This window comes from Paracoccus aurantiacus (assembly GCF_007993065.1).
Classification (GTDB): domain Bacteria; phylum Pseudomonadota; class Alphaproteobacteria; order Rhodobacterales; family Rhodobacteraceae; genus Paracoccus; species Paracoccus aurantiacus.
The window spans coordinates 521,893-545,384 of record NZ_VOPL01000002.1 but is presented as its reverse complement, the minus strand read 5'-3'; the positions used below and the strand labels follow the sequence as shown (position 1 = coordinate 545,384).

Here is a 23,492-nt window from a genome sequence, read left to right as displayed (position 1 = left end):
CATGCAACCCGATAACCGAAAGCCTGTATCGCCGGGCGTGAAGGCCGCGCTGGAATACGGGCCGCTGATCGTCTTTTTCCTGGCCTTCATGCTGCTGCGCAACCGCAGCGTGACACTTGGCGGGACGGAATATGGCGGCTTCATCGTGGCCACGATGATTTTCGTGCCGGTGCTGGCGCTGACCACCTTTCTGTTGTGGCGGCTGACCGGCAAACTGTCGGCGATGCAGCTTTTGACGTTGGTTCTGGTCGTGGTCTTCGGGGGGCTGACGATCTGGCTGAACGACGAACGCTTCCTGAAGATGAAGGTCACGATCATCTATGCGATATTCGCCGGCCTGCTGGCGCTTGGGCTGATCCTTCGCAAGAACTGGCTGGAACTGGTCATGGGCGAGGCGCTGCCCATGCAGCACGAGGGCTGGATGAAGCTGACATTCCGCATGGTGCTGCTGTTCGCGGGCCTTGCCATTGCCAACGAATTCATCTGGCGGACCATGTCGGATACTGCTTGGGTCAACTTCAAGACATTCGGTCTGCCCGTCATCATGTTTGCCTTCTTCATGGGGAATGCGGGCCTGTTCAACCGCTATGCCCTTGACAAGAAAGACGACTGAGCAAGGCGCGGCGGCTGAAACAGCCGCGACCAGCGTCGGTTCTGGCTGATCGGCAGATGCGCGCGCAGCAGCGGCAGCGGCAAGGCCCAGGGCTGTGCCAGCGCAACCCGGTAGAAGTCGAAAAGCCCCTCGCGCGTATAGGGCGACCAGTGGCAGGCGCGGACGACGTCACCCGCGATGTCGAAACCCAGCGCGGCCAGCCCGGCCCGCGTTGCGGGCGCGTCGATCTGCAGATCAAGCCAGTTGCGGCGCGGTTCGGAAAGGCCGAAGCCCAGCGCCGGGCGGCGGGCACGGCCCAGCAACACCTGCGTCGCGAGGTCGAACAGGTCATTCTCACGCGAGGTGACGTTGATGATCTCGGCCTGCTGGGCGGCAGGGCTGTCCATCGCGGCCTCGGCCGCGGGACGCAATTCGGCACCTGCCATCAGCACCACGCGACCGACACTTCCGGGCGGCGCGGATGCCAGCGCCTGCAGCGCCACCCGCGCACCAAGGGAATGTGCGATCATCTGGACGGGCCGCCCGGCAGCCGCCGACAATTGACCGACCAGCGCGCCAAGCCCCTGCCCGACCGCCCCGGCCCGGCGATAGGCCTCACGAAGGCCGCCCCGCGCGTGCCAGCCGAAGGTGATGCCCAGCCCCTCCTCGGCCCCGTCCCGCGTAAAGCCAAGCGAGGACGGCCATGAACACATGCGCCGCGCGCCGGGACGATCAGGCTTCAGTGCCAGGATATGACGGTGCGGGTCGCTGGCCGGATCATGCGGCGAATAGCGAAAGCCGTGGATCATCACCACCAGCGGCGCGCCCCTTGGCAGCCGGGCGGCGCGGTGGATCAGTCCGGGCGGAAGCGGCTGATCGGCATTGACCGGGCAGATGGCCATGATCGTTTCGCACGCGGTTTCATTCGCCCGCGTCATAGCCCGGCCGCGCAACAGCCCCATGACCGCGACGTGACGGGCACGTAACAGCGGGCAAGTGCGCCCGCGCCCAGCAAATCCTTGCCATCGCCGGGACGCGGGTTTAACGCGGGGACGCAACACACGAGGCACATCATGAACAAACGCAATCTGCACAAGCGCAGCCTTGCCGTACACGCCGGCACCCGTCGCAGCCAATATGGCGAGATGGCCGAGGCGATGTTCATGACGCAGGGCTTCGCCTATGACACTGCCGAGCAGGCACAGGCACGGTTCGAAAAGGTGGGCGAGGATGAATTCATCTATGCCCGCTATGGCAATCCCACGAACCGCATGTTCGAAGACCGGATCGCAGCACTTGAAGGGACCGAGGACGCTTTCGCGACAACCTCGGGCATGGCCGCGGTCAACGGCGCGCTGATGGCGGTCTGCCAGCAGGGCAGCCATGTCGTCGCCGCCCGCGCGCTGTTCGGATCGAACCTTTATATTTTCGACGTGCTGAGGCGCTTCGGGGTCGAGGTTACGCTGGTGGACGGCACCGATCTGGATCAGTGGCGGGCCGCCGTGCGTGAAGGCACGGTCGCCGTCTTCTTCGAATCCGTTTCCAACCCGACGCTGGAAGTCATCGACATCGCCGCCGTCGCCGACATCGCCCATGAGGTCGGTGCGCTGGTGATGGTCGATAACGTCTTCGCCACGCCGGTCTTTTCCCGCGCGGTGGAACAGGGCGCGGATGTGGTGATCTATTCGACGACGAAGCATATCGACGGCGCAGGCCGGGCGCTTGGCGGGGTGATCTGCGGCACGCGGCATTTCGTGCGCGAGGTGGCCGAGCCCTATCTGAAACATTCCGGCGGCGCGATCAGCCCGTTCAATTCCTGGCTGATGCTGACCGGGCTGACGACGATGGACCTGCGCGTTCGCGCCATGGCCGACAGCGCCGAGGCCATCGCCAACGATTTGCGGGGGCATCCGAAACTGTCGAAGCTGATCTATCCCGGACTGCCGGATCATCCTCAGCATGATCTGGCAATGTCGCAGATGGAATCGGGCGGAACCATGATCGCGATGGAGATCGTGGGCGGCCGCGACGCAGCGTTCGAGGTGCTGAACCGGCTGGAGCTGATCCTGATTTCCAACAATCTGGGCGATGCCAAGTCGATCGTCACCCATCCGACCACAACGACGCACCAGCGGCTGAGCGAAGAGGACCGGCTTGCCCTTGGCATCACATCGGGTCTGGTGCGCCTGTCCGTCGGGCTGGAGCATCCCGACGATCTGATCGCCGATCTGCGTCAGGCGCTGGAATAAACGGCCAATCCCGGCGGGAGAAACGGCAATCTGTCCCTTTCCCGCCGGAACTCGTTGGATTTGGCGGAATTCATCATATATCCAAGCCGCGAACAGCCATGGAGCCGCCCGTGAACACGCCGCGCCCGCCGACCGTCTATCCCGCGCTTTCGCGCGAATACGACGCCGACTTCAAGGTCGATCCGCAATACAAGGCCAGCCTGCCCGACCTGCAGAACGGTCCGGCCAGCCTGATCGTCGGTGCGAATGTGCTGATCCAGCATGTCGGCATTTCGAATTTCCGCCTGCCCATCCGTTATCAGACCCGCGACGGCGGCGAGATCACGCTGGAAACCAGCGTGACCGGCACCGTCAGTCTGGAAGCCGACCGCAAGGGCATCAATATGAGCCGCATCATGCGCAGCTTCTATGCCCATGCCGACAAGGAATTCAGCCTCGACGTGCTGCAGACGGCGCTGGATGATTACAAGGACGATCTAGATAGCATGGATGCCCGCATCCAGATGCGGTTTTCCTATCCCGTGCGGGTGGATTCGCTGCGTTCGGGCCTGTCGGGCTGGCAGTATTACGACATCGCGCTGGAACTGATCGAACATCAGGGCCAGCGACGGCGGATCATGCATGTCGATTACGTCTATTCCTCGACCTGCCCCTGTTCGCTGGAACTGTCGGAACATGCCCGTGAAAGCCGGGGAAGGCTGGCGACGCCGCATTCGCAGCGGTCCGTGGCCCGCATCTCGGTCGAGATGAAGGGCCATGACCGGCTGTGGTTCGAAGACATGATCGAACTGTGCCGCGCCGCCGTGCCGACCGAAACGCAGGTCATGGTCAAGCGCGAGGATGAACAGGCCTTCGCTGAACTGAACGCCTCGAACCCGATCTTTGTCGAGGATGCCGTGCGCAGCTTTGCCGAGAAGCTGATCGCCGATTCGCGCATCGGCGATTTTCGCGTCATTGCCAGTCATCAGGAATCGCTTCACAGCCATGACGCGGTGTCGATGCTGGTCAACGGGCCGACCTTCGCGCAGGACAGCCTTGATCCGACGACCTTTGCCAGCCTGCTGCATCGAAGCTGACGGCGCGCACGAACAATTCAAGAACACCACTTTCCGACAGGGCGTTTCAGCGCTATGGTTCAGCCATGATGGATGACGATCCCTTCGAAGCCGCCGAGCGCAAGCTTAGCCTGTCGCAACGCGCCATGGGTGTGCCGGCTGGTCCCCCGCCCTATCTGGACGGGCTGAATGATGCACAGCGTCAGGCGGTTGAGGCGCTGGATGGCCCGGTTCTGATGCTGGCGGGTGCCGGCACCGGCAAGACGCGCGCGCTGACCACGCGAATCGCGCATATCATCGCGACGGGGCGGGCCTTTCCGGGGCAGATTCTGGCGGTGACGTTTACCAACAAGGCCGCGCGGGAGATGCGCGACCGGATCGGGCGGCTTCTGGGCGACGCGATTGAAGGCATGCCGTGGCTGGGGACATTTCACAGCGTCAGCGTCAAGATCCTGCGCCGCCATGCGGAACTGATCGGCGCGGGCAATCTGCATCTGAAGCCGACCTTCACCATTCTGGATACCGACGACCAGTTGCGGCTGCTGAAGCAGCTGATCTCGGCCGAAAATATCGACGAAAAGCGGTGGCCGGCGCGGCAACTGGCCGGAATGATCGACGGCTGGAAGAACCGCGCGCTGACGCCCGACAAGGTCTCGCGCGCGGAAGGCGCGGCTTACGATGGCAAGGGCGTGCAGCTTTACCGCGCCTATCAGGAACGCCTGCTGGCGCTGAACGCCGTCGATTTCGGCGATCTGCTGCTGCATTGCGTGACGCTGTTTCAGGCACATCCCGATATTCTGAAGCAGTGGCAGAACCGCTTCCGCTATATCCTCGTGGACGAATATCAGGATACGAACGTCGCCCAGTATATGTGGCTGCGATTGCTGGCGCAGGGGCATCACAATATCTGCTGCGTGGGCGATGACGATCAGTCGATCTATGGCTGGCGCGGGGCAGAGGTCGGCAACATCCTGCGCTTCGAAAAGGATTTTCCGGGCGCGCAGGTGATCCGGCTGGAACAGAATTATCGTTCCACCCCGCAAATCCTTGGGGCGGCGTCCGGGCTGATTGCAGCGAACAAGGGACGGCTTGTCAAGACGCTGTGGACCGACAGCACGGATGGCCCGCAAGTCCGCCTTATCGGACATTGGGATTCTGAGGCCGAAGCCCGCTGGATCGGCGAAGAGATCGAGGATTTTCACGCCGGCACCCGCCGCAGCATCGGCAAGCACGACCTGAACGACGTGGCAATTCTGGTGCGCGCCAGCCATCAGATGCGCGGGTTCGAGGACCGGTTCCTGACAATCGGCCTGCCTTACCGCGTGATCGGCGGGCCGCGTTTCTATGAACGGCAGGAAATCCGCGATGCGATGGCCTATTTCCGGCTGGCCGTCAGCCCTACGGACGATTTGGCTTTCGAGCGTGTGGTGAACACGCCTAAACGCGGGCTTGGCGACAAGGCGGTGCAGACCATCCAGAAAGAGGCGCGCGATCTGGGCGAGCCGCTGCTGATCGGCGCGCAATCCGCCGTCGCGAATGGCCTGCTGGGTGGCAAGGGTGCCGCGAACCTGCGCGAATTCGTCGATGCGATGGGGCGTTTTCATGCCGATGCGCTGGATAGCACCTTCAATCATGTCGAGCTGGCAGAGCGGATTCTGGACGAGTCCGGCTATACCGCCATGTGGCAGAACGACAAATCGCCTGACGCGCCGGGACGGCTGGAAAACCTGAAAGAACTGGTCAAGGCACTGGAAGAATTCGACAATCTTCAGGGTTTTCTGGAACATGTGGCCCTGGTGATGGACCGCGACAATGACGAGGCGCAGGACGCCGTGTCGATCATGACGCTGCATGCCGCGAAGGGGCTGGAATATCCCATCGTCTTCTTGCCGGGATGGGAAGACGGGTTGTTCCCCAGTCAGCGCAGCATGGACGAATCCGGCATGAAGGGGCTGGAGGAGGAGCGGCGACTGGCCTATGTCGGCCTGACCCGCGCCGAGAAGCTGGCCACGATCAGCTTTGCCGGAAACCGGCGGATGTATGGGCAATGGCAGTCATCCCTGCCCTCGCGCTTCATCGACGAATTGCCCGAGGAACATATCGACGTCCTGACCGCCCCCGGCCTTTACGGGCAGGGCTATGGCGCGGCGGCGGTGGCCGCAGGCTCACCCGATTTCGGGGCGTCCATGCACAGCCGGGCGGCGAATGCCGATGTCTACAACTCGCCGGGCTGGAAGCGCATGGCCGAACGCGGCGATCAACGGGCCAAGCCCCGCACCCCCGCCGCCGTGGTCATCGACGCCGAGGCCGTGGGGTTCAGCGTCGGCGACCGCGTGACTCACCCGAAATTCGGCGAAGGCACGGTGATGGGCATCGCCGAGGATACGCTGACCATCCAGTTCGAAGCCGGGTTCAAGAATGTGAAGGCTGGATATGTGCAGCCCGTGGGGGCCGAGGATGATGTGCCGTTTTGAGGAGGACCGAAAGTCAGCGATGCGGACGGAGCGCCAATTCGCTGCGGCTGCACGAATGGCTGCTTCTAGTGGTCAGAGTTCTCTCCGCCCAATGAACAGGATTTGTGCGGAATTACTGGAGAGGCTCGTGCGAGTAGTTAGTGAATATTCCCTCGCCTCCTCACGCCGATTAGTACGACCTCTCGGTACAAATTCACAATCGACGACCCTGTTTAAGGGAGTAGTCATAGTATCGGGCAATCTGCGAGATCGTCCAAGGCAAGGAGGTGTCAGACAATAAGCACGCCAGAAATTAAATGGCGCGAGCTAGCACCACAGCTAATTTCCACGACGATGAGTGCACCCTCTAAACATTTGAATTTGAGATGAACATTGACACGCTACCGGCTGCAATGTTCAAATGGCCAATAGTTCGATCTCGATGATCCGTGAGGACCGAGCGTTAGAAGTCTGATGGGTTCAGAAATTGGAGCATGCCGCGATGAAAATTTCTTGCTTGTTTTTTTCAGTGTTGGCTAGCTTACCAGCTACGTTGCACGCACAGGTCTTTGAAGTAAGGCCGCCCGAGGTAACCGTGGGTGCCGAGACACTTGTCATCCTTAGTTGTCTTGAGATGGATGAAGTCCCGGCAGAATATCGACAATCTCCCTACACAGTTGCACCCCACGCAATGCATCCAGCAGATAGTGGATTATTTCTCGCAACAGGAGCTAAAACGGCTATTGTTTTGACGAGCGAGGAATGCCTCTATAACGCTAAAGAAGCTTTTTCGTCACTTGGCGACCCAACCACCCTGTTGATAACGCAAAAATAAGGTGGAGTTTGATTAAATTTGGCGAAGCCGCCCTGCTAGAGCGGGATTATTGTAGCTCTATTTGAACAACGTGCAGCGATTGGGTCCGGCCAGCACCTAGAGTTCCGAGACAACAACTTGAGGCAAATCCTTGAAGCTTATCTACAGAAAATTCAAACTGTACCAGAAATATCTGCCATTCATGTAATGGGTTGAATTCGTCCTTGAAATACTGGTGGAATTGATGCTTTGTATTTTCTGACGCATAGCCCGAGATTTATACGTTGTGGTAGCCCTTGAATAAGCGGGCATTCCCACGCACCGCAGCATCGTCCAAAATGGGCTCGAAGCCGACCTTCGCATCAGCGCCGCGCACGGAACAAGGGCGCAGCCCGTCGGGCGAGCACCTGCCCGTCCCGGCGGGCAGGTGCTCGCCCTCTGTTGCGCTTTTCGTCCCGATGGGTTGGTATGTCCGGCGAGGGCGCAGCAAAAGCGGAGAGCATGTTGGTCAAGACTCAACACTTCACCCAATCCGAATGGGAACGCTTTCCCGAGACTTGGCGCGGCAGCCTGACGGGCGAGCGGATGGGGACTGAGATCACGCTGGCATTCTATGAGACTGACGAGATCGGCAAGGGGCCGGTGCTGCACACCCATCCCTACCCAGAGACGTTTATCGTGCTGGATGGTAATGGCCGCTATCAGGTCGGCGATCAGATGATTGATGCGGTGGCCGGCGATGTGCTGATCGGGCCGCCGGATGTGCCGCATAAGTTCTGGAATCTCGGGCCGGGGCGGCTGAGGACGGTGGATGTCCATCACAGCCCGGTCTGGATTCAGGACGATCTGGAATAGCGGCTATTCCGCCGCAAGCGCCTTTTCCAGTTCTGGAAGGAAGCGGTTCGTATAATCCTCGCGCACCAGAGGGCCGGCATGGCGGTAAAGGATGCGACCATCGGCGTCGATGATGAAGGTTTCCGGCGGGGCGGTTACACCCCAGTCGATCGCCGCGCGGCCACGCGGGTCGGTGGCGATGGCATGGAAGGGATTTCCGTCCTGGGCCAGAAAACGCAGGGCGTCGGCATCCTTATCGCGCAGATCGACGCCATAGACGGGCAGCCGCGCTGACAGCTCGGTCAGGGTCGGATGTTCGGCCCGGCAGGGCGGGCACCAGCTGGCCCAGAAATTCACCAGCTTAACGCCGGGCTGGCGCAGCATATCGTCGGTCAGTTGGGTATTGCCGGGCAGCGTCGTTTGCGGAACCGCAGGCGCTTGCCGGCCGATAAAGGTCGAGGGCAGCCCCGTCGGGTCATCGCGCTGCATTCCCCAGATGAACACAAGCGCGATGCCAAGAAAGATCAGCGGCGGCAGGAGCAGCAGGGGTTTAACGCGCATCGCGCTCGCCTTCCTGCTGTTCCAGCGCATGACGGGCGCGGGCATTGCGCGACAGGGTATTCCAGATCAGCAGCGCAAGAAGCGTCAGCCCGACGCCATAGGACAGAAGGACGGGGACGGCATATTTACCAAGCTCGGTCATTGGCGCGCCTCTCGGGCTTGCAGGGCCGCGGTGCGGCGCAGGCGGATCTCGGTGCGCGTGCGGATCAGCACCAGCGTCAGAAACAGCAGGAAAAAGCCCAGCATCGTGAGGTAAAGCGGATAGCGGTAGACCGCGCTCATCCGTTCGCCGGGCGCCACGGACAGGGACGATCCCTGATGGATGCCCTGGCTCCAGAACATGGCGGCATAGCGCGAGATCAGCGCGAAAACCGACCCGACAAGGCAAAGGATGCCGGTCAGATCGGCGGCGCTGTCAGGGTCTTCGACCGCCTCCCACAGCGCGATATAGCCGATATAGAACAGAAACAGGACAAGAAAGCTTGTCAGACGCGGGTCCCATTCCCACCACGTTCCCCATGTCGGCTGACCCCATGCCGCGCCCGTCACCAGCGCGATCACGGTCATGACCGCGCCGATCGGGGCGGCCGCCTTGGCGGCCAGCGCGCTGACATGGTGGCGGCGAATGAGCCAGATGAGCGAGGCGACCAGCATCATCAGCCAGATATTGATCGCCATCATGGCGGCCGGGACATGCAGGAACATGATCTTTACGGACGCGCCCTGCCGGTAGTCAGGCGGCGTCAAAACGCCCCAGACCAGCCCCGCGACAGTGCAAATCGCCGCGCCAGCGGCCACCCAAGGCAGGATCGCGCCCGAAAGGCGCATGAACTTGACGGGGTTGGCATATTCCCAGATCGACATGGGCTTTCCTTATCGCGCCCTGACGCGCTGGTGAAGGGTCTAGCGCAGGTTGATACGGATTGCCGCAGCCGCCGCGAATGGTATCAGCGCAACTGTCAGCAAAGTGATCGCGGCCAGAAAGACCAGCGGGGTGCTGGCATCCATGCCAGCCGCGCCGCGCCGGGTCGCCTCGGCCCCGAAAATCAGGGTCGGGACATAAAGCGGCAGCACGAGCAACGACAACAGCAACCCGCCGCGGCGCAGCCCGACAGTCAGCGCCGCGCCGAACGCGCCCAGCAAGGACAGCGCCGGTGTGCCAATCAGCAGCGACAGCACCAGCCAGCCATTCGCCGCAGCGGGCATCTGCAGCAGCACGCCGAACAGGGGTGCTGCCACGATCAGCGGCAGGCCAGAGGTCAGCCAATGCGCGGCAGCCTTCGCGATGACCGCGCATTCCAGCGGTATCGGCGAGGTGGCGATGAGGTCGAGCGAGCCATCTTCGAAATCGAGCGCGAAGATCCGGTCAAGCGACAAAAGGCAGGCGAGAAGCGCACCGACCCACAAAATGCCCGGCGCGATGCTTGCCAGCACGTCGGTATCCGGCCCGGTGCCAAAGGGAATCAGCGCGCAGAGGATCAGAAAGAAGCCAAGGCCCAGGCCGAAGCCCCCGCCCGCCCTGGTGGCCAGACGCAGATCGCGCAGCAGAAGCGCGATCATGTCGCCTGCCCCGGACAAGGCACCACGCGATGCCGCAAAGCCACGTGTCGCGGGCGGTCAGGACAGCGGACGGCATTGCCCGCCACGCGGGTATCTGGCGTCGCACCGCTCATGCGAATGCCTCGTTAAAGCCTGCGGGTCGCGCTGAGGGCGCACCGGGGTTGGCGCGGTACTCAGTCAGGTCGATCACCTGCGCCTGTGGCAAGGACAGGTCGATATGGGTGGCGATGACGGTCACTCCGCCTTGCGCCAAATGGCTGCGCACCACATCGGCGAATAATGCGGCCGACGCAGCGTCGAGCGAGATCGTCGGTTCGTCCAGAAGCCAGACCGCACGGCCCGTGACAAGCAGGCGCGCCAGACCAAGACGGCGCTTCTGCCCCGCGGAAAGGGTAGCCGCCGCGCGATCCCGCAGGCCCTGAAGGTTCATCGCCGCCAATGCCGGCGCGATGTCGGCGCGATCAAATATCCGCGCCCAGAATGCAAGGTTCTCTGCGACGGTCAGGGTCGATTTTAGACCATCTGCATGGGCAGCATAGGCGGCGCTGTCGGGCGCCATCTGAATGCGCCCCGCGACCGGCGGCTGCAGCCCCGCAAGGCATCGCAGAAGCGTCGTCTTGCCGATTCCGTTCGGTCCGCGCAGGATCAGCGCCTGCCCGGCATCCAGCGTGAAAGAAACCCCTTCAACCGCCCGCATCCCACCGCGCGCAACGGCAAGATCATGGACGGATAGCAGGCTCATACCGGGATAAGCGCGCAGGCGACGCGGCGCCCCTCGGCCAGAAGCACGTTATAGCTGCGCGCCGCCGACGGCGACGACATCGCCTCGGCCATGAGGCCGCGCGCGGCCAGTGCCTCGATCAGGTCGCGCGGCGGGATCGCGATATCGCCGCCCATGCCAAGAAACAGAACATCTGCATGATCCGCCAGCGCCAGAAGCGGGGCCCGGTCATCCAGCCCTGCCCAGCCCTGAACCCCCTTTGCCGAGACGATCACCCCACCCTCATGAAGCTTTCCGGCAACCCGGAAGAAGCCGGGGCCGTAGCCATCGACCGGCGTCATGTCAGAGGGGTATTCGGCCTCGGTCAACTGCATCAGGGTGCCTCGGTAAACTTCTCGGGCAGCGCCTCGGGGTCGGGCTTCGACCAGTCACGTTTCACCCCGAGCCACAGCACGATGTTCTTCGCGACATAGATCGAGGAATACGTCCCGATGACAATCCCGAAGGTGATCGCGAAAACGAAACCGCGGATCACGTCACCACCCAGCGCCAGCAGCGCGATCAGCGCCACAAGCGTCGTGCCGGAGGTCATCACCGTACGGCTGAGCGTTTCGTTCACCGACAGGTTCATCACGTCACGAAGCGGCATAGCCTTGAACTTCATCAGGTTCTCGCGAAGGCGGTCAAAGACGACGACAGTGTCGTTGATCGAATAACCAAGGATCGTCAGCAAGGCGGCGATGGTGGTCAGATCGAACTTGATCTGGAACAGGCTGAATATGCCAAGCGTGATCAGCACGTCATGGATCAGCGACACAAACGCCCCCATCGCGAACTGCCATTCGAAGCGCAGCCAGATATAGGCCGAAATCGCCGCGAGCGACGCCAGAACGGCCAGAACGGCGGTCTTGATAAGCTCGCCCGAGACTTTCGGGCCAACAGATTCGACCTGCGGAAACGTAATCGAGGAATCAACCGGCTTAAGCGCATTCTCGATCTGCGCGATCACCTCGGGGCTGGCGGCTTCCGAACCTTCTTGCGCCTGAATGCGGATCTGCGCGACATGCTTTTCCGCCCCGAAGGTCGGATCGAACACCTCGGTGATCGCCACATCGCCAAGGTTCAGCGGTGCCAGCGCCTGCCGATACGCACCGACATCTACCGGCTGGGCCGCTTCGGTGCGGATCGTGGTGCCGCCACGGAAGTCGATGCCGAAGTTCAGCCCCATCACCAGCAGGCAGATGACGGACCCGATTGCGAGCAGTGTCGAAAACCCGAAGGTTATGGTCTGCAAACGAAAGAAGTCGATTTTCGTATTGTCGGGGACGAGTTTCAGACGCCAGGCCATCTCACACCTCTATCTTCTTCGGGCGGGTGCGGTCAAACCAGACAACCATCAGCAGGCGCGTCACCCAAAGCGCCGTGAAGACCGAGGTTACGATCCCGATGGCCAGCGTCACCGCGAAGCCTTTGACCGGACCAGAGCCGAGGAAGAACAGGATCGCGGCAATAATCAGCGTCGTGACGTTCGCATCGACAATCGCCGACATCGCATGACGATAGCCAAGATCAATTGCCTTGGCCGGGCCCTTGGAACGGGTCAGCTCTTCACGAATACGTTCGAAAACCAGCACGTTGGCATCAACGGCCATGCCGATTGTCAGCACAATCCCGGCAATACCCGGCAGGGTCAGCGTGGCGCCGATCATCGACAGCACACCAAAGATCAGCCCGACATTCAGAAGCAGCGCGACCGAGGCAAAGACCCCGAACAGCCCGTAGCTGGCGACCATCAGCACGACAACCGCGATCAGACCGACAATCGAGGCGATCTTGCCCGCGTCGATGCTGTCCTGCCCAAGCTCGGGGCCGATCGTGCGTTCTTCCAGAAAGGTCAGTTCGGCGGGCAGTGCGCCCGCGCGCAGCAGGACCGCAAGCTGGGTCGATCCGGCCACATCCATCGAGCCCGATATCTGGCCTGAACCCGTGGTGATCGCGTCGCGGATAACCGGGGCCGAAATCACCTCGTTATCCAGGACGATGGCGAAGGGCTGTCCGATATTGGCCGCCGTATAGGCACCGAATTTACGCGCGCCCCCGGCGTTGAATGTGAAATCGACCGCCGGCTGGCTGTTCTGATCGAAGCTGGGCCGGGCATTGGTCAGTTCCTCGCCCGTCACGACAGGCGTATCCTCGACAATGTAGAAGACGCCCTGCTCGTCCATCGAGGGCAGCACGACATTGCCCATACCAGCGCGCGCATTGGCGTCGGTGGTCCGGCCCACGACAGGGTTAAATGTCAGCTTCGCGGTTGTCCCGATCAGCGCCTTCAGTTCAGAGGCAGAACCGATGCCCGGCACCTGAATCAGGATACGATCCGAACCCTGCCGCTGGATCGTCGGCTCTCTCGTGCCGACCTCGTCGACGCGGCGGCGAATGATCTCCAGCGATTGCTGGACAGTGCGGTCATCGGTGGCGGTCTTTTCAGCCTCGGAAAGCTGGATCGTCATGACCTTGCCGGACGCAGTGATGTCCAGATCGGACTGACCTGCACCGCTCAGCGAGACGACGGGCGTCGACAGGCCGCGCGCGATTTCGACGGCCTTCGCCATCTGGTCGGCATTCTCGATCTCGACCGACAGGCGGTCATCGGGGCCGGGCACGCGGCGCACGGCACCAATCACATCGCGCTGATCCGCAAGCGCGCGGCGCAGTTCCGGCCACAATGAATTCATCCGGGACTTGTACACATCCTCGATATGAACCTCGGCCAGAAGGTGCGCGCCGCCGCGCAGGTCGAGGCCAAGATTGACCAGCCCATTGGGCAGCCAGTTCGGCCAGCGGTCGATTGCCGCCTGTTGTTCGTCACTGACGAACCCGGCATTTTCCGAGGCCGCAACGGCGTCGTTATGCGCCTCGACCCGGCTGTAAAACAGGTTCGGTGCGGCCCAGATCAGGCCGATCACCACCACGCCCAGAATAAGGACGCGCTTCCAGAGCTGGATGTGCATCATGGCGAAAAAGCCTTAGGAATTGGCGGCGGCAGGCTTCGGCTGGGTCACGACCTGGGCGATTGTGCCACGCACCACGCGGACCTTGACGCCCTGCGCGATCTCGACGGTCACTTCCTCGTCCTTCACGTCCGTCACCTTGCCGATCAGCCCGCCCTGCGTCACGACCTGATCGCCGCGCTTCAGCGCAGAAACCATGTTGCGATGTTCCTTCATGCGCTTCTGCTGAGGGCGCAGGATCAGGAAATACATGATCACGAAAATCAGGATCAGCGGCACAAACTGGGTGATCGCGGCTGCGCCGCCAGCGCCTCCGGCGGCTTGAGCATAGGCGGGGGTGACGAACATCAGCGTTCCTTTCGCATGGTCGGGGGCGCGGATGGCCCGCGCGAGTTGCGGCGCAACCTAATATTGAGGCGTCAGGATAGCAAGGAAGCCCGCGCGTTTCGCGGCAAATCCCTGCGTGAAGATGGACTCCGCCCGGTGGCTGTGCGACGCCTTGCCAGAGAAGGAGCGACCGATGACCGCAAGGACCCGACCCGAAGCGAACCCCGACCCGATCCGCCGTGCCGAAACCGAGATTGCGCGCCTGATCGGCATCATGGCGGCGCTGCGTGACCCGAAAACCGGCTGTCCCTGGGATATCGAGCAGGATTTTGCGTCGATCTCTCCCTACACGATCGAGGAAGCGCATGAGGTCGCCGATACCATCGCGCGCGAGGCGTGGGACGAATTTCCATCTGAGCTGGGCGACCTTCTGCTGCAGGTCGTTTTCCATGCCCAGATGGCCGATGAAAAGGGAATGTTCGATTTCGCCGATGTGTCCGCGAAAATCTCGGACAAGCTGATCGACCGGCATCCGCATGTGTTCGGCGACGAATCGCGCGACAAGTCCGCAGCCCAGCAGGTCAAGGACTGGGAGGCGATCAAGGCAAAGGAACGCGCAGCCAAGGCCGAAAAGGGCGTGCTGGACGGCGTCGCACTTGGCCTTCCGGCGCTGACACGCGCGATCAAGCTGCAGAACCGCGCGGCGCGGGTCGGTTTCGACTGGCCCGGCGCCACCGAGGTCCTGGACAAGATCACTGAAGAAACGGCCGAGCTTGTCGAAGCACGTGACACCGCCGATCCGGCCCATCTGCGCGAGGAATTCGGGGATCTTCTGTTCGTGATGGCCAATCTTGCGCGGCATCTGGACATCGACCCCGAAGAAGCCTTGCGCGGCGCCAACGCGAAATTCACCCGCCGCTTCCAGTCGATCGAGGCCGCGCTGGCGCGCGAAGGCCGACGCCCGGAAGACTCTGACCTGGCCGAAATGGACCGTCTTTGGGACGATGCGAAGGCGGCAGAGAAAAATAATCGCGATCAGGGCGAAAATTTAACCGGATTGTAAGAATTCCTGCGCAATCTGGGGGCACGGATCGGTTTGGCAGGCCGATGAGTATCGAGACGACCCGCACCCTGCCCGGCCGCCAGTCCCTCAGGCAGCCGCAGCAGGGTGCAATCGCCTCCGCCCTCAGACCCGGCGGAAGGACATATAGGTCGGGGTCCGGCCCTCGCGCAGCGCCTTTTGTTCGTAACGGGTGGAAACCCAGTCCGGCCATGCGTCCGCGCGCAGGCTGACCAGTTCGAACCCGGCCTTCGGAACCTCGTCCAACGTCTGGCGAACATATGACGGGATGTCGGTCGCGACCCGGAACTCGGCACCGTGCGCCATGACGCGATGCAAGGGAATCAGATGTTCCGGCGTGACGAAGCGGCGGCGGTGATGACGGGTTTTCGGCCAGGGATCAGGATAATTCAGAAAGGCCTTTGCGATGACACCGTCTGGCAGCACATCCATCATGTCGCGCGCATCGCCCGGATGAACGCTGACATTTTCGACCCCCGCCGCCTTGATCTTGCCGACCAGCATCGCGACCCCGTTGATGAAGGGTTCGCAACCGATCATTCCGATATCGGGGTAAGCAGCCGCCATATGAACCATGTGTTCACCCCCGCCAAAGCCGATCTCCAGCCATAGCGGGCGATCGTCGCGAAAGATCGCGCCCGGATCGACGGGCGCGCGCCCCGGATTTTCCAGCGCAGTGATCCCGCGCGGACGCAGAGCGCCAAGATCCTCGGACAGATAGCCTTTCTGGCTACGCCGCAGGGTCTTGCCGTGGCGGCGGCCATAGAAATTGCGGTGCGGCGGGTTGGGGTCAAAGCTTTTGTCGGACATGACGCTCCCTTGCATCGGAGGAGGTGCTCTGGTCAAGACCGCAAGGGCGTGACAGGATCGGCCCACAGCCGGGCAGCGTATCCTCATGACAACCGAACAAGCGACCCTCTTCGCAATTTTTGCCGCCGTCCTGATCCTGATGATCTGGGGGCGCTGGCGCTATGATCTGGTGGCATTTGCGGGACTGATCGCGGGCGTGCTGGCCGGGATCGTGCCGGCCGAAGACGCCTTTTCCGGCTTCGCAAACCCCGCCACGATGACGGTCGCGCTGATCCTCGTGGTCACGGCCGGACTTCAGCGATCAGGCGTGGTCGCAATGCTGACGCGGCTGCTTTCGGGCGCAAAGCGCCCGGTTCCGGTGCATATTGCCATCATGGGCACGGTCGGGGCCGCGATTTCCGGCTTCATGAACAATGTGGCCGCGCTGGCCATCCTCATGCCCATCGACATCCAGACCGCACGCCGTGCGAAACGCAGCGCGGCGCTGACACTGATGCCTCTGGCCTTCGCGACCATCCTCGGCGGTATGACCACGATGATCGGCACGCCCCCTAACCTCATCGTGTCGCAGTTCCGACGAAACGAAACCGGCGAAGCCTTCCAGATGTTCGACTTCCTGCCCGTCGGCGGCACCGTCGCGATTGCAGGCGTATGCTTCATAGCGCTGATCGGCTGGCGGTTGCTGCCGCGGCGCGACGAAAATGACAGTGGTGCCGACAGCCGCGAAAAGCTCCGCGATTATGTCGCCCAACTGGTTCTGCCCGAAGCGAGCAGCGCGGTCGGCAAGTCGCTGGGAGAGATCGTCGAATCAACCGGCGAAGTCGTGATCCTTGCGGTCGAGCGCGAAGGAACCCGTTATTACCGCACGTCACGGATGATTGTGCTTCACGCCGGTGATCGGCTGATCATCGAAGCCTCGCCCGACGCGATCGAGGATTTTCGCACCGATCTTGGCCTCGCATATCCCGAAACCGAGACCGAGTCCGACGAAGACACGGCCGAGGATCGCAGCGCCCGGCTGGACGCTGGCGGGCGCGTTCTGGTCGAGGCGGTGGTGCCGCTGCGCTCGCGCCTGATCGGACGGCGCGCGGATCACCTGTTTCGCGGACACGAAGTCGATGGAATGCTGCTTGGCATTCTTCGCGAAGGGCAGACGCTGCGCGAAAAGCTGAATACGAAACGCGTCCGCCACGGCGATGTTCTGCTGCTGTTGCTGCCCGAAGAAAGCATGGCCGCCGCGCTCGACCCGCGCGAACTGATGCCGCTTGAAGGCGGGGCAACGCAGGTCACGAAAGAATCGCGTCTCTGGGCGGCGCTGGCGATTTTCACAGCCGCGATCACCCTGACGAGCCTTGGGCTGATCACCATGCCGATCGCACTTGGTGTCGTCATCGTCCTTTATGTGCTGGGCGGCATCCTGTCGCTTGAGGATATTTACGATCATATCGACTGGCCGATCATTGTGCTGCTGGGTGCGATGATCCCGCTTGGCCTGGCATTCGAAACAAGCGGCGGCTCGGCCCTGATCGCCAGCGGGCTGGAAAGCGTGACATCGGGCTTTCCGCCCTGGGTCGCGCTGGCGCTGCTGATGGTTGCCACGATGTGCATGTCGGACATCCTGAACAACAACGCGACGACGATTCTAGCGGCCCCCGTCTCGATTGATCTTGCCAATCAGATCGGGGTCAATTCCGACGCCTTCCTGATGGGTGTCGCCGTCTCGGCCGCCTGCGCCTTCCTGACGCCCATCGGGCATCAGAACAACACGCTGATCCTCGGCCCCGGCGGCTATCGTTTCAGCGATTACTGGCGCATGGGACTGCCGCTGGAAATCATCGTCATCCTCGTATCGGTGCCGATGCTTCTGATTACCTTCCCGCTTTAGCGGCCACGGATCTGGCGCAAGATGACAAGCGCTGCGACCGCAACGACATACATGACGATGCCATAGACCGCCGCCGCAACGCCCAGACTGCCGCCAAATCCGATAGCCAGCGGCACCGCGACATTCTGCATGCTGACCGAAAGTCCAAGGGTTAACCCATTGCTGCGATTCCGTGGGAAGAGCAGCAGGCCCGCCAGAACCGCCAGGCCGGCAAGCGTCAGGCAGCTTGCGATCAGCGCGAAATCGACCTGTCGCCAGCCGCCGATAAGGGTCGCGACCGCCAGAAGCCCGGTCAAGGCGGACCCGGCCAGTGCCGCGCGCCGTTCTATCTGCGCGGCCAGCGGGCGGTTTCGCCAGCCGATCCATATCCCCAGCAGCAGCGGGACCAGATAGGCGGCAATCGAGAGCGGCCAGAAATGCGCCGCGACCTCGCCAGCCGAGAGCGCCAGCATAACGGGAAGAAAAAGCACCGTCGAAAAGGCGGTCAGCACCCGTGACAGCCCGATATTGCCGCCACCCAGCCCGACCAATACGTGACTTGCCGCCGTGGCCGGTGCCAGCGCCAGAAGCGTCAGCCCGACGCCGATTTCAGCGGCAACGCCGGCGAATGCGCCGATCAGAAGCGCCGCGACCGGGAGGCAGAGCATCTGCATCGCCAACCCTGCAACGGCGGGGACAGGCTGGTCGCCCAAACGCCTGAAATCGCCGGCGCGAAGCAGCAATCCGGTGGCGAACATCACGCTCGCGAGTGTGATTGCGCTCAGCAATGCAAACATTCGGACCCCCTCTGCCCGACAGCCAAACCCGTCCCCGGCCCGGAGGTTCCGTTACGCTGCGGTCCTGCGCCGCTTTAAGGCGCGAGCCGGCTGATGATCGCGGTGACTTCGGGCTTCTTGCCGATTTCTTCCATCGTCACCTGACGGGTGATCTTGCGCACGACTTCTTCCAGCTTCTGATCGTCGCCGACCGTCTTGGGATCGGCGCGTTCAAGGAACTCTGCAAGCTCGCTTTCGATCTGCTGGGCGACCGGCGTGTTCGAGCGTCCCTTTTCAGGCAGACCCATCAGCTCGACCCAGGCATCCGGGAAGGGGTTGTCGCTTTCATCGACGATCACACTGACCAGGGCACTGCCGTTCAGCGCCATGCGGATGCGGTCGCGCACGACGCCATCCATCGCCCCGATCAGGACAGAGCCGTCCAGATAGATGCGACCGTGATCGGTCTCGTCGACGATGCGTGGCTTGTCGCCGGTGATATCGACCATGTTGCCATTCGTCGCGACGATCGAGGCGATGCCTTTCTTCTCGCCGATCAGGGCATGCTCACGCAGGTGCATATGTTCGCCGTGCATCGGGATCAGTATCTGCGGCTTCAGAAGGTCGTGCACGGCCTCCAGATCGGGGCGGTTCGCGTGGCCGGAGACATGGAACGTGCCGTCGTTATTGTCGAAGACATCGACCCCGATTTCCGAAAACTGGTTCATGATGCGGATCACACCCCGCTCATTGCCGGGGATCACGCTTGAACTGAACAGGAAGCTGTCGCCTTCCTTCATGCGGATCCCCAGATACGATCCACGCGCCAGTTGCGCGGTCGCTGCGCGACGTTCCCCCTGACTGCCCGTGACGATCAGCATGACCTCGTTGCGGGGCAGGTTTGCGGCCTCTTCGGGGCTGATCGTTGCGGGGAAATTCGTCAGAATACCGGTTTCCTGCGCAACCTGCGTCATGCGCCGCATGGAGCGGCCAAGAAGGCAGATCTTGCGGCCTGCGGCGGCGCCCGCCTCTGCCAGAGATTTCAGGCGGGCGATGTTCGAGGCGAAAGTCGTCGCAGCGATCATGTTCGGCTGGGCCATGACGAAATCCAGAAGCGGATTGGCAAGCAGTGCCTCGGACCGGCCGGGATGCAGGCTGAACACGTTCGTCGAATCGCAGGTCAGAACCTTCACCCCGCCGGATTCGCGCGCGATTTCGTGCCACATGATCGGATCGAAGGGCTCGCCCACGACCGGCGTGCCATCCAGCTTGAAATCGCCGCTATGGACGATCCGGCCCGCCGGCGTGTCGATGATCAGCGCAGAGCTTTCAGGGATCGAATGGCTGATCGGGACGAACTGCACCTTGAAGGGGCCTGCCTCGATCACTTCCGGGCGGGGTTCGTGAATCCGCACCGCATCGGGCGAAAGGCCGCGTTCTTCCATTTTCATGCGGGCAAGCGTGCCCGTGAACTTGCGGCAATGCACCGGCACGCCGATGCGGTCCCACAACAGGCCGAGCGCGCCGACATGATCCTCGTGCGCGTGGGTAATGAAGATCGCCTCGATCCGGTCCTTGTTGGCCTGAAGCCAGGCGACATCGGCCATGATGAGATCAATGCCGGGCGTGGTTTCCATATCCCCGAAGGTCACACCAAGATCGACTACGATCAGGCGTTCGCGGCCCGGCTCTCCATAGCCATAGACATAGGCGTTCATGCCAATTTCGCCCGCGCCGCCAAGCGGCAGATAAATCAGACGGTCAGACATTTTCCGCCTCCTTGTTGAAGTCATAGATCAGGCGCAGCCCGTGAACGGTCAGGTCATCCTCGATGCTGTCAAAAACATCGGTCCCCTGTTCGAACAACGGAGCAAGGCCTCCGGTTGCAATTACTTTCATGGGCCGGGCACGCTCGGCGCGGATTTTCCCGATAATTCCCTCGACCAGACCGATATAGCCCCAGAAGATCCCCGACTGGATGCAGGCGATCGTATTGGTGCCGACGACGCGTTCCGGGCGGGTCACATCGACATGGGGCAGCGAGGCCGCGCCCATATGCAGCGCTTCAAGGGACAGGTTCACCCCCGGCGCGATGACGCCCCCGATATAGGCCCCGTCGGTATCGGCCACGTCGAAGGTCGTCGCGGTGCCGAAATCGACGACGATCAGGTCGCCGCCGTGGCGGGCATGCGCGGCCCAGGTATTCACGATCCGGTCAGGTCCGACCGTCGCCCCCGCATCGACGCGCGGCTGAGCGGGCAGCAGGCAGTCGGGCTTGCCGACCACGAGCGGGCGGGTGTTGAAATAGCGGTTGCAGAGCACGCGCAGGTTGAACACCACGCGCGGCACCGTGGACGAGATGATGCAGCGGTCTATGTCCAGCTCGAAATGGGTGAGAGAGATCAGCGTCTCCAGCCATACGTAGTATTCATCTGCCGTGCGCGTATGGTCGGTCGCGATACGCCAATGCGACAGGAAACGCTCGCCATCCCAGATCGAGAAGACGGTATTGGTGTTGCCGGTATCAATACAGAGCAGCATCAGAAGAACACATCTGCCGCAGGCACCGCCTGCCGGCCCGCCGCGGTTGCCAGGATAAGCGCGCCGCTCGCGTCGATACCTTCGAAACGGCCGGTGATCTCGGCGGTGCCGGTGCGCGCGGTAATGATCTCTCCCAGCCGCGCCGCGCGGGCGAGGAAGGCCTTTCGGATCGGCTCGAACCCCTCGGAAAGAAGGCGCGATTCCCATTCGGCGAATGCGGGCGCAAGCTGGTCGAGGAAATCCTCGGGCGATACGGTGATGCCGGTTTCTTCGCGAATGCTGACGGGCGCAAAGGCTGCGGATTTATCGGCTGGCGGGGCTGCGAACAGGTTGACGCCGATGCCCACGGCAAGGGCGGTGACGCGCCCCGCCTGCCCACTGCTTTCCAGAAGTATGCCCGCAACCTTTCCGCCATTCAGCAGCACGTCATTGGGCCATTTCAGTGCCAGTCGCGCAGACGGCCCCGCAACCGCGGCAATCGCATCTGCCAGCGCAAGCGCGGCGACAAAGGAATAAAGCGCGGCCTGTCCCGGCTCTCCATCCGGGCGCAGGGCTAATGAGCCGGCGAAGTTTCCCTTCGGCATCTCCCAGTCGCGCCCGCGCCGGCCACGACCCTGAAACTGGTCATGCGTGATGATCCACGCCTTGCCCTCGATCTGAGGCGCAAGGCGCAGAGCGTCGCTGTTGGTCGAGGAGCTGCGCGGCAGCACATGCCGCGCGACGCCCTCGGGCCAGGTCGTCGCCGGATCACTCAACGGGACGGGTCGCCACTGCCGCAAGGCTCGCGGCGGGATTGGAATCAACGATCAGCAGTGTTTCGGCTGCGCGACCGGCAGCGCGGTCGATGCCGAACATGGTAATCGCCCCAAGCAGCACCGCCGCAGCCGACACCATCAGGAACCCATAGGACACCGCGCCCATCCGGCTTCCGACCGGTTCCACATCATTGCCGAAATACATGTAGTAGATGATGCGCAGATAGTAGAACGCACCGATCACCGAGGCGATGACCCCGGCCACGGCAAGCCAGCTCATCCCCGCATCCACGGCGGCGTTCAGAACGCCGAACTTCGCGAAGAAGCCCAGCATCGGCGGAACACCCGCGAGGCTGAAGAACAGGACCAGCACCGCCAGTGCCTTGACCGGCTCTGTCCGCGCGAACTGGTGCAGACCGTTCAGGTCCGCCACAGGCACCCCGTCACGTTCAAGCGACAGGATCCACGCGAACACGCCGATATTCATCACCGCATAGATCGCCATATAGATCAGCATCGCCTGAATGCCGAGCTCGGTTCCGGCAGCCAGCCCGACAAGCGCAAAGCCCATATGCGCGATCGAGGAATAAGCCATCAGGCGCTTGATATTGGTCTGCCCGATCCCCGCGATCGACCCGAGGAACATCGACAGCAGCGCCAGAACCGCGATGATCTGGCCCCAGTCCCCCGGCACACGGCCGAATGCGTCGGTCAGCACGCGCGCCAGAAGCGCCATTGCCGCAACCTTCGGCGCGGTCGCGAAGAAGGCCGTGACCGGCGTGGGAGAGCCTTCGTAAACGTCAGGCGTCCACATATGGAACGGCACCGCCGAAACCTTGAAGGCCAGACCGACGATCACGAACACCATGCCGAACAGCAGCCCGACGGGCAGCGCACCGCCCTGCACAACGTTTATGATGCCCGCGAAGTTCGTCGTTCCCGCGAAGCCATAGACAAGCGATGCCCCGTAAAGCAGCAGGCCAGAGCTGAGCGAACCGAGGACGAAATATTTCAGCCCCGCTTCCGACGACTTGGTCGAATCGCGGCGCATCGCGGCTACGACGTAAAGCGACAGCGATTGCAGTTCCAGACCGAGGTACAGCGTCAGCAGATCCCCGGCGGAAACCATGACCATCATGCCGATCACCGCAAGCGCGATCAGGATCGGGAACTCGAATCGCAGCATTCCGCGACGGTCCATATAATCCGCGCTCATCGCGAGAACGGCAGCGGCGGAAATCAGGATCAGGATCTTGCAGAAACGAGAGAAATAATCCGAGACGAACATGCCGTAAAAGGCCACGCCTTCGGGTGCGGCACCCAGTTCGACATAGAAGGCCAGCAGAAGGAACGCGGCAACAGTCACCCAAAGCAGGGTGCGCGCCAGCTTATCCTTGCCGAAATAGGCGCCCGCGAGCAGTGCCAGCAACGCGAAACCCGCCAGTAGGATCTCCGGCATGATGATCGTGAAATCGTTCGAAGTCATGA

At 62.3% G+C, this 23,492-nt stretch carries 24 protein-coding genes; 8 read left to right on the top strand and 16 right to left on the bottom strand.

All coding sequences use genetic code 11. The features are described from left to right. The first annotated feature begins 1 nt into the window (after position 1). A complete protein-coding gene (locus FQV27_RS08165) occupies positions 2-613 on the top strand; it encodes an inner membrane-spanning protein YciB (protein WP_147097351.1) in 612 nt (203 codons plus the stop codon). Here the strand turns inward: FQV27_RS08165 and FQV27_RS08160 are convergent. Beyond that, on the bottom strand, positions 586-1,530 hold the full coding sequence (locus FQV27_RS08160; RefSeq protein WP_147097350.1) for an alpha/beta fold hydrolase: 945 nt from the start codon (positions 1,528-1,530) through the stop codon (positions 586-588). The genes FQV27_RS08165 and FQV27_RS08160 overlap by 28 nt on opposite strands. Positions 1,531-1,665: 135 nt before the next feature. Between FQV27_RS08160 and metZ the strand changes: the two genes are divergently transcribed. The 5 genes from metZ to FQV27_RS08135 all read left to right on the top strand — a co-directional run bounded on the left by metZ (position 1,666) and on the right by FQV27_RS08135 (position 8,018). Next, a complete protein-coding gene (gene metZ / locus FQV27_RS08155) occupies positions 1,666-2,841 on the top strand; it encodes an O-succinylhomoserine sulfhydrylase (protein WP_147097349.1) in 1,176 nt (391 codons plus the stop codon). A 98-nt stretch (positions 2,842-2,939) separates the two neighbouring features. After that, the gene (gene folE2, locus FQV27_RS08150; protein ID WP_147097348.1) at positions 2,940-3,917 is read left to right on the top strand and encodes a GTP cyclohydrolase FolE2; all 978 of its coding nucleotides are present in this window, start codon (positions 2,940-2,942) and stop codon (positions 3,915-3,917) included. Between the two features lie 65 nt (positions 3,918-3,982). Then, the gene (locus tag FQV27_RS08145; RefSeq protein ID WP_147097347.1) at positions 3,983-6,370 is read left to right on the top strand and encodes an ATP-dependent helicase; all 2,388 of its coding nucleotides are present in this window, start codon (positions 3,983-3,985) and stop codon (positions 6,368-6,370) included. A 481-nt stretch (positions 6,371-6,851) separates the two neighbouring features. Then, entirely contained in the window at positions 6,852-7,184 is a 333-nt protein-coding gene (locus tag FQV27_RS08140; RefSeq protein WP_147097346.1) for a hypothetical protein, read from the top strand. A 480-nt stretch (positions 7,185-7,664) separates the two neighbouring features. Continuing rightward, positions 7,665-8,018, top strand: coding sequence for a cupin domain-containing protein (locus FQV27_RS08135; protein WP_147097345.1), 354 nt, complete (start codon positions 7,665-7,667; stop codon positions 8,016-8,018). A 3-nt stretch (positions 8,019-8,021) separates the two neighbouring features. Here FQV27_RS08135 and FQV27_RS08130 read toward each other — a convergent pair whose 3' ends face one another. The 9 genes from FQV27_RS08130 to yajC all read right to left on the bottom strand — a co-directional run bounded on the left by FQV27_RS08130 (position 8,022) and on the right by yajC (position 14,198). Further along, positions 8,022-8,558 (bottom strand): DsbE family thiol:disulfide interchange protein, encoded by a 537-nt coding sequence (locus FQV27_RS08130; protein ID WP_246133036.1) that lies wholly within the window; start codon positions 8,556-8,558, stop codon positions 8,022-8,024. Further along, on the bottom strand, positions 8,548-8,700 hold the full coding sequence (gene ccmD / locus FQV27_RS08125; RefSeq protein ID WP_147097344.1) for a heme exporter protein CcmD: 153 nt from the start codon (positions 8,698-8,700) through the stop codon (positions 8,548-8,550). Before ccmD ends, FQV27_RS08130 begins: the two co-directional genes overlap by 11 nt. After that, positions 8,697-9,422 (bottom strand): heme ABC transporter permease, encoded by a 726-nt coding sequence (locus FQV27_RS08120; protein ID WP_147097343.1) that lies wholly within the window; start codon positions 9,420-9,422, stop codon positions 8,697-8,699. The genes ccmD and FQV27_RS08120 overlap by 4 nt, the downstream gene beginning before the upstream one ends. A 39-nt stretch (positions 9,423-9,461) precedes the next feature. Beyond that, on the bottom strand, positions 9,462-10,118 hold the full coding sequence (gene ccmB / locus FQV27_RS08115) for a heme exporter protein CcmB (protein ID WP_147097342.1): 657 nt from the start codon (positions 10,116-10,118) through the stop codon (positions 9,462-9,464). A gap of 109 nt (positions 10,119-10,227) precedes the next feature. Beyond that, positions 10,228-10,860 carry a heme ABC exporter ATP-binding protein CcmA gene (ccmA, locus tag FQV27_RS08110; protein WP_147097341.1) on the bottom strand — a complete coding sequence of 211 codons (633 nt, stop codon included), beginning with the start codon at positions 10,858-10,860 and terminating at the stop codon, positions 10,228-10,230. Next, the gene (locus FQV27_RS08105) at positions 10,857-11,213 is read right to left on the bottom strand and encodes an Mth938-like domain-containing protein (protein WP_147097340.1); all 357 of its coding nucleotides are present in this window, start codon (positions 11,211-11,213) and stop codon (positions 10,857-10,859) included. The genes ccmA and FQV27_RS08105 overlap by 4 nt, the downstream gene beginning before the upstream one ends. Continuing rightward, the gene (secF, locus tag FQV27_RS08100; protein ID WP_147097339.1) at positions 11,213-12,187 is read right to left on the bottom strand and encodes a protein translocase subunit SecF; all 975 of its coding nucleotides are present in this window, start codon (positions 12,185-12,187) and stop codon (positions 11,213-11,215) included. Before secF ends, FQV27_RS08105 begins: the two co-directional genes overlap by 1 nt. Before the next feature lies 1 nt (position 12,188). Further along, on the bottom strand, positions 12,189-13,853 hold the full coding sequence (gene secD / locus FQV27_RS08095) for a protein translocase subunit SecD (protein WP_147097338.1): 1,665 nt from the start codon (positions 13,851-13,853) through the stop codon (positions 12,189-12,191). A 12-nt stretch (positions 13,854-13,865) separates the two neighbouring features. After that, entirely contained in the window at positions 13,866-14,198 is a 333-nt protein-coding gene (gene yajC / locus FQV27_RS08090) for a preprotein translocase subunit YajC (RefSeq protein ID WP_147097337.1), read from the bottom strand. A gap of 172 nt (positions 14,199-14,370) precedes the next feature. Here yajC and mazG point away from each other — a divergent pair, with 172 nt between their 5' ends. Beyond that, positions 14,371-15,240: a nucleoside triphosphate pyrophosphohydrolase gene (gene mazG, locus FQV27_RS08085; RefSeq protein WP_147097336.1), complete on the top strand. Its 870-nt coding sequence runs from the start codon at positions 14,371-14,373 to the stop codon at positions 15,238-15,240. Between the two features lie 123 nt (positions 15,241-15,363). On the opposite strand, the gene trmB is transcribed toward mazG, so the two are convergent. Beyond that, a complete protein-coding gene (gene trmB / locus FQV27_RS08080) occupies positions 15,364-16,068 on the bottom strand; it encodes a tRNA (guanine(46)-N(7))-methyltransferase TrmB (protein WP_147097335.1) in 705 nt (234 codons plus the stop codon). A gap of 85 nt (positions 16,069-16,153) precedes the next feature. Here trmB and FQV27_RS08075 point away from each other — a divergent pair, with 85 nt between their 5' ends. Next, the gene (locus FQV27_RS08075) at positions 16,154-17,953 is read left to right on the top strand and encodes an SLC13 family permease (RefSeq protein WP_147097334.1); all 1,800 of its coding nucleotides are present in this window, start codon (positions 16,154-16,156) and stop codon (positions 17,951-17,953) included. On the opposite strand, the gene FQV27_RS08070 is transcribed toward FQV27_RS08075, so the two are convergent. The 5 genes from FQV27_RS08070 to nuoN form a co-directional block, all read right to left on the bottom strand. Continuing rightward, positions 17,950-18,729, bottom strand: a complete 780-nt coding sequence (locus tag FQV27_RS08070) for a bile acid:sodium symporter family protein (RefSeq protein WP_147097333.1) — start codon at positions 18,727-18,729, stop codon at positions 17,950-17,952. The two genes, FQV27_RS08075 and FQV27_RS08070, sit on opposite strands and share 4 nt — an antisense overlap. Before the next feature lie 74 nt (positions 18,730-18,803). Further along, positions 18,804-20,477, bottom strand: coding sequence for a ribonuclease J (locus tag FQV27_RS08065; RefSeq protein ID WP_147097332.1), 1,674 nt, complete (start codon positions 20,475-20,477; stop codon positions 18,804-18,806). Next, positions 20,470-21,249, bottom strand: a complete 780-nt coding sequence (locus FQV27_RS08060) for a type III pantothenate kinase (protein WP_147097331.1) — start codon at positions 21,247-21,249, stop codon at positions 20,470-20,472. The genes FQV27_RS08065 and FQV27_RS08060 overlap by 8 nt, the downstream gene beginning before the upstream one ends. Next, positions 21,249-22,004, bottom strand: a complete 756-nt coding sequence (locus FQV27_RS08055; RefSeq protein ID WP_147097330.1) for a biotin--[acetyl-CoA-carboxylase] ligase — start codon at positions 22,002-22,004, stop codon at positions 21,249-21,251. Before FQV27_RS08055 ends, FQV27_RS08060 begins: the two co-directional genes overlap by 1 nt. Beyond that, positions 21,997-23,490 (bottom strand): NADH-quinone oxidoreductase subunit NuoN, encoded by a 1,494-nt coding sequence (gene nuoN, locus FQV27_RS08050; protein WP_147097329.1) that lies wholly within the window; start codon positions 23,488-23,490, stop codon positions 21,997-21,999. The genes FQV27_RS08055 and nuoN overlap by 8 nt, the downstream gene beginning before the upstream one ends. Between the last annotated feature and the right edge of the window lie 2 nt (positions 23,491-23,492).

Excerpts from the sequence above, each read along its gene's own strand:
- FQV27_RS08105 (WP_147097340.1), bottom strand. The coding sequence starts at position 11,213 with ATGCAGTTGACCGAGGCCGAATACCCCTCTGACATGACGCCGGTCGAT.
- FQV27_RS08130 (WP_246133036.1), bottom strand. The coding sequence starts at position 8,558 with ATGCGCGTTAAACCCCTGCTGCTCCTGCCGCCGCTGATCTTTCTTGGC.
- yajC (WP_147097337.1), bottom strand. The coding sequence starts at position 14,198 with ATGTTCGTCACCCCCGCCTATGCTCAAGCCGCCGGAGGCGCTGGCGGC.
- FQV27_RS08075 (WP_147097334.1), top strand. The coding sequence starts at position 16,154 with ATGACAACCGAACAAGCGACCCTCTTCGCAATTTTTGCCGCCGTCCTG.
- FQV27_RS08135 (WP_147097345.1), top strand. The coding sequence starts at position 7,665 with ATGTTGGTCAAGACTCAACACTTCACCCAATCCGAATGGGAACGCTTT.
- mazG (WP_147097336.1), top strand. The coding sequence starts at position 14,371 with ATGACCGCAAGGACCCGACCCGAAGCGAACCCCGACCCGATCCGCCGT.
- FQV27_RS08120 (WP_147097343.1), bottom strand. The coding sequence starts at position 9,422 with ATGTCGATCTGGGAATATGCCAACCCCGTCAAGTTCATGCGCCTTTCG.
- folE2 (WP_147097348.1), top strand. The coding sequence starts at position 2,940 with ATGGAGCCGCCCGTGAACACGCCGCGCCCGCCGACCGTCTATCCCGCG.
- FQV27_RS08160 (WP_147097350.1), bottom strand. The coding sequence starts at position 1,530 with ATGACGCGGGCGAATGAAACCGCGTGCGAAACGATCATGGCCATCTGC.
- ccmB (WP_147097342.1), bottom strand. The coding sequence starts at position 10,118 with ATGATCGCGCTTCTGCTGCGCGATCTGCGTCTGGCCACCAGGGCGGGC.
- FQV27_RS08145 (WP_147097347.1), top strand. The coding sequence starts at position 3,983 with ATGATGGATGACGATCCCTTCGAAGCCGCCGAGCGCAAGCTTAGCCTG.
- nuoN (WP_147097329.1), bottom strand. The coding sequence starts at position 23,490 with ATGACTTCGAACGATTTCACGATCATCATGCCGGAGATCCTACTGGCG.
- FQV27_RS08065 (WP_147097332.1), bottom strand. The coding sequence starts at position 20,477 with ATGTCTGACCGTCTGATTTATCTGCCGCTTGGCGGCGCGGGCGAAATT.
- secD (WP_147097338.1), bottom strand. The coding sequence starts at position 13,853 with ATGATGCACATCCAGCTCTGGAAGCGCGTCCTTATTCTGGGCGTGGTG.
- trmB (WP_147097335.1), bottom strand. The coding sequence starts at position 16,068 with ATGTCCGACAAAAGCTTTGACCCCAACCCGCCGCACCGCAATTTCTAT.
- ccmA (WP_147097341.1), bottom strand. The coding sequence starts at position 10,860 with ATGAGCCTGCTATCCGTCCATGATCTTGCCGTTGCGCGCGGTGGGATG.
- metZ (WP_147097349.1), top strand. The coding sequence starts at position 1,666 with ATGAACAAACGCAATCTGCACAAGCGCAGCCTTGCCGTACACGCCGGC.
- FQV27_RS08165 (WP_147097351.1), top strand. The coding sequence starts at position 2 with ATGCAACCCGATAACCGAAAGCCTGTATCGCCGGGCGTGAAGGCCGCG.
- secF (WP_147097339.1), bottom strand. The coding sequence starts at position 12,187 with ATGGCCTGGCGTCTGAAACTCGTCCCCGACAATACGAAAATCGACTTC.
- FQV27_RS08060 (WP_147097331.1), bottom strand. The coding sequence starts at position 21,249 with ATGCTGCTCTGTATTGATACCGGCAACACCAATACCGTCTTCTCGATC.
- ccmD (WP_147097344.1), bottom strand. The coding sequence starts at position 8,700 with ATGACCGAGCTTGGTAAATATGCCGTCCCCGTCCTTCTGTCCTATGGC.
- FQV27_RS08140 (WP_147097346.1), top strand. The coding sequence starts at position 6,852 with ATGAAAATTTCTTGCTTGTTTTTTTCAGTGTTGGCTAGCTTACCAGCT.
- FQV27_RS08070 (WP_147097333.1), bottom strand. The coding sequence starts at position 18,729 with ATGTTTGCATTGCTGAGCGCAATCACACTCGCGAGCGTGATGTTCGCC.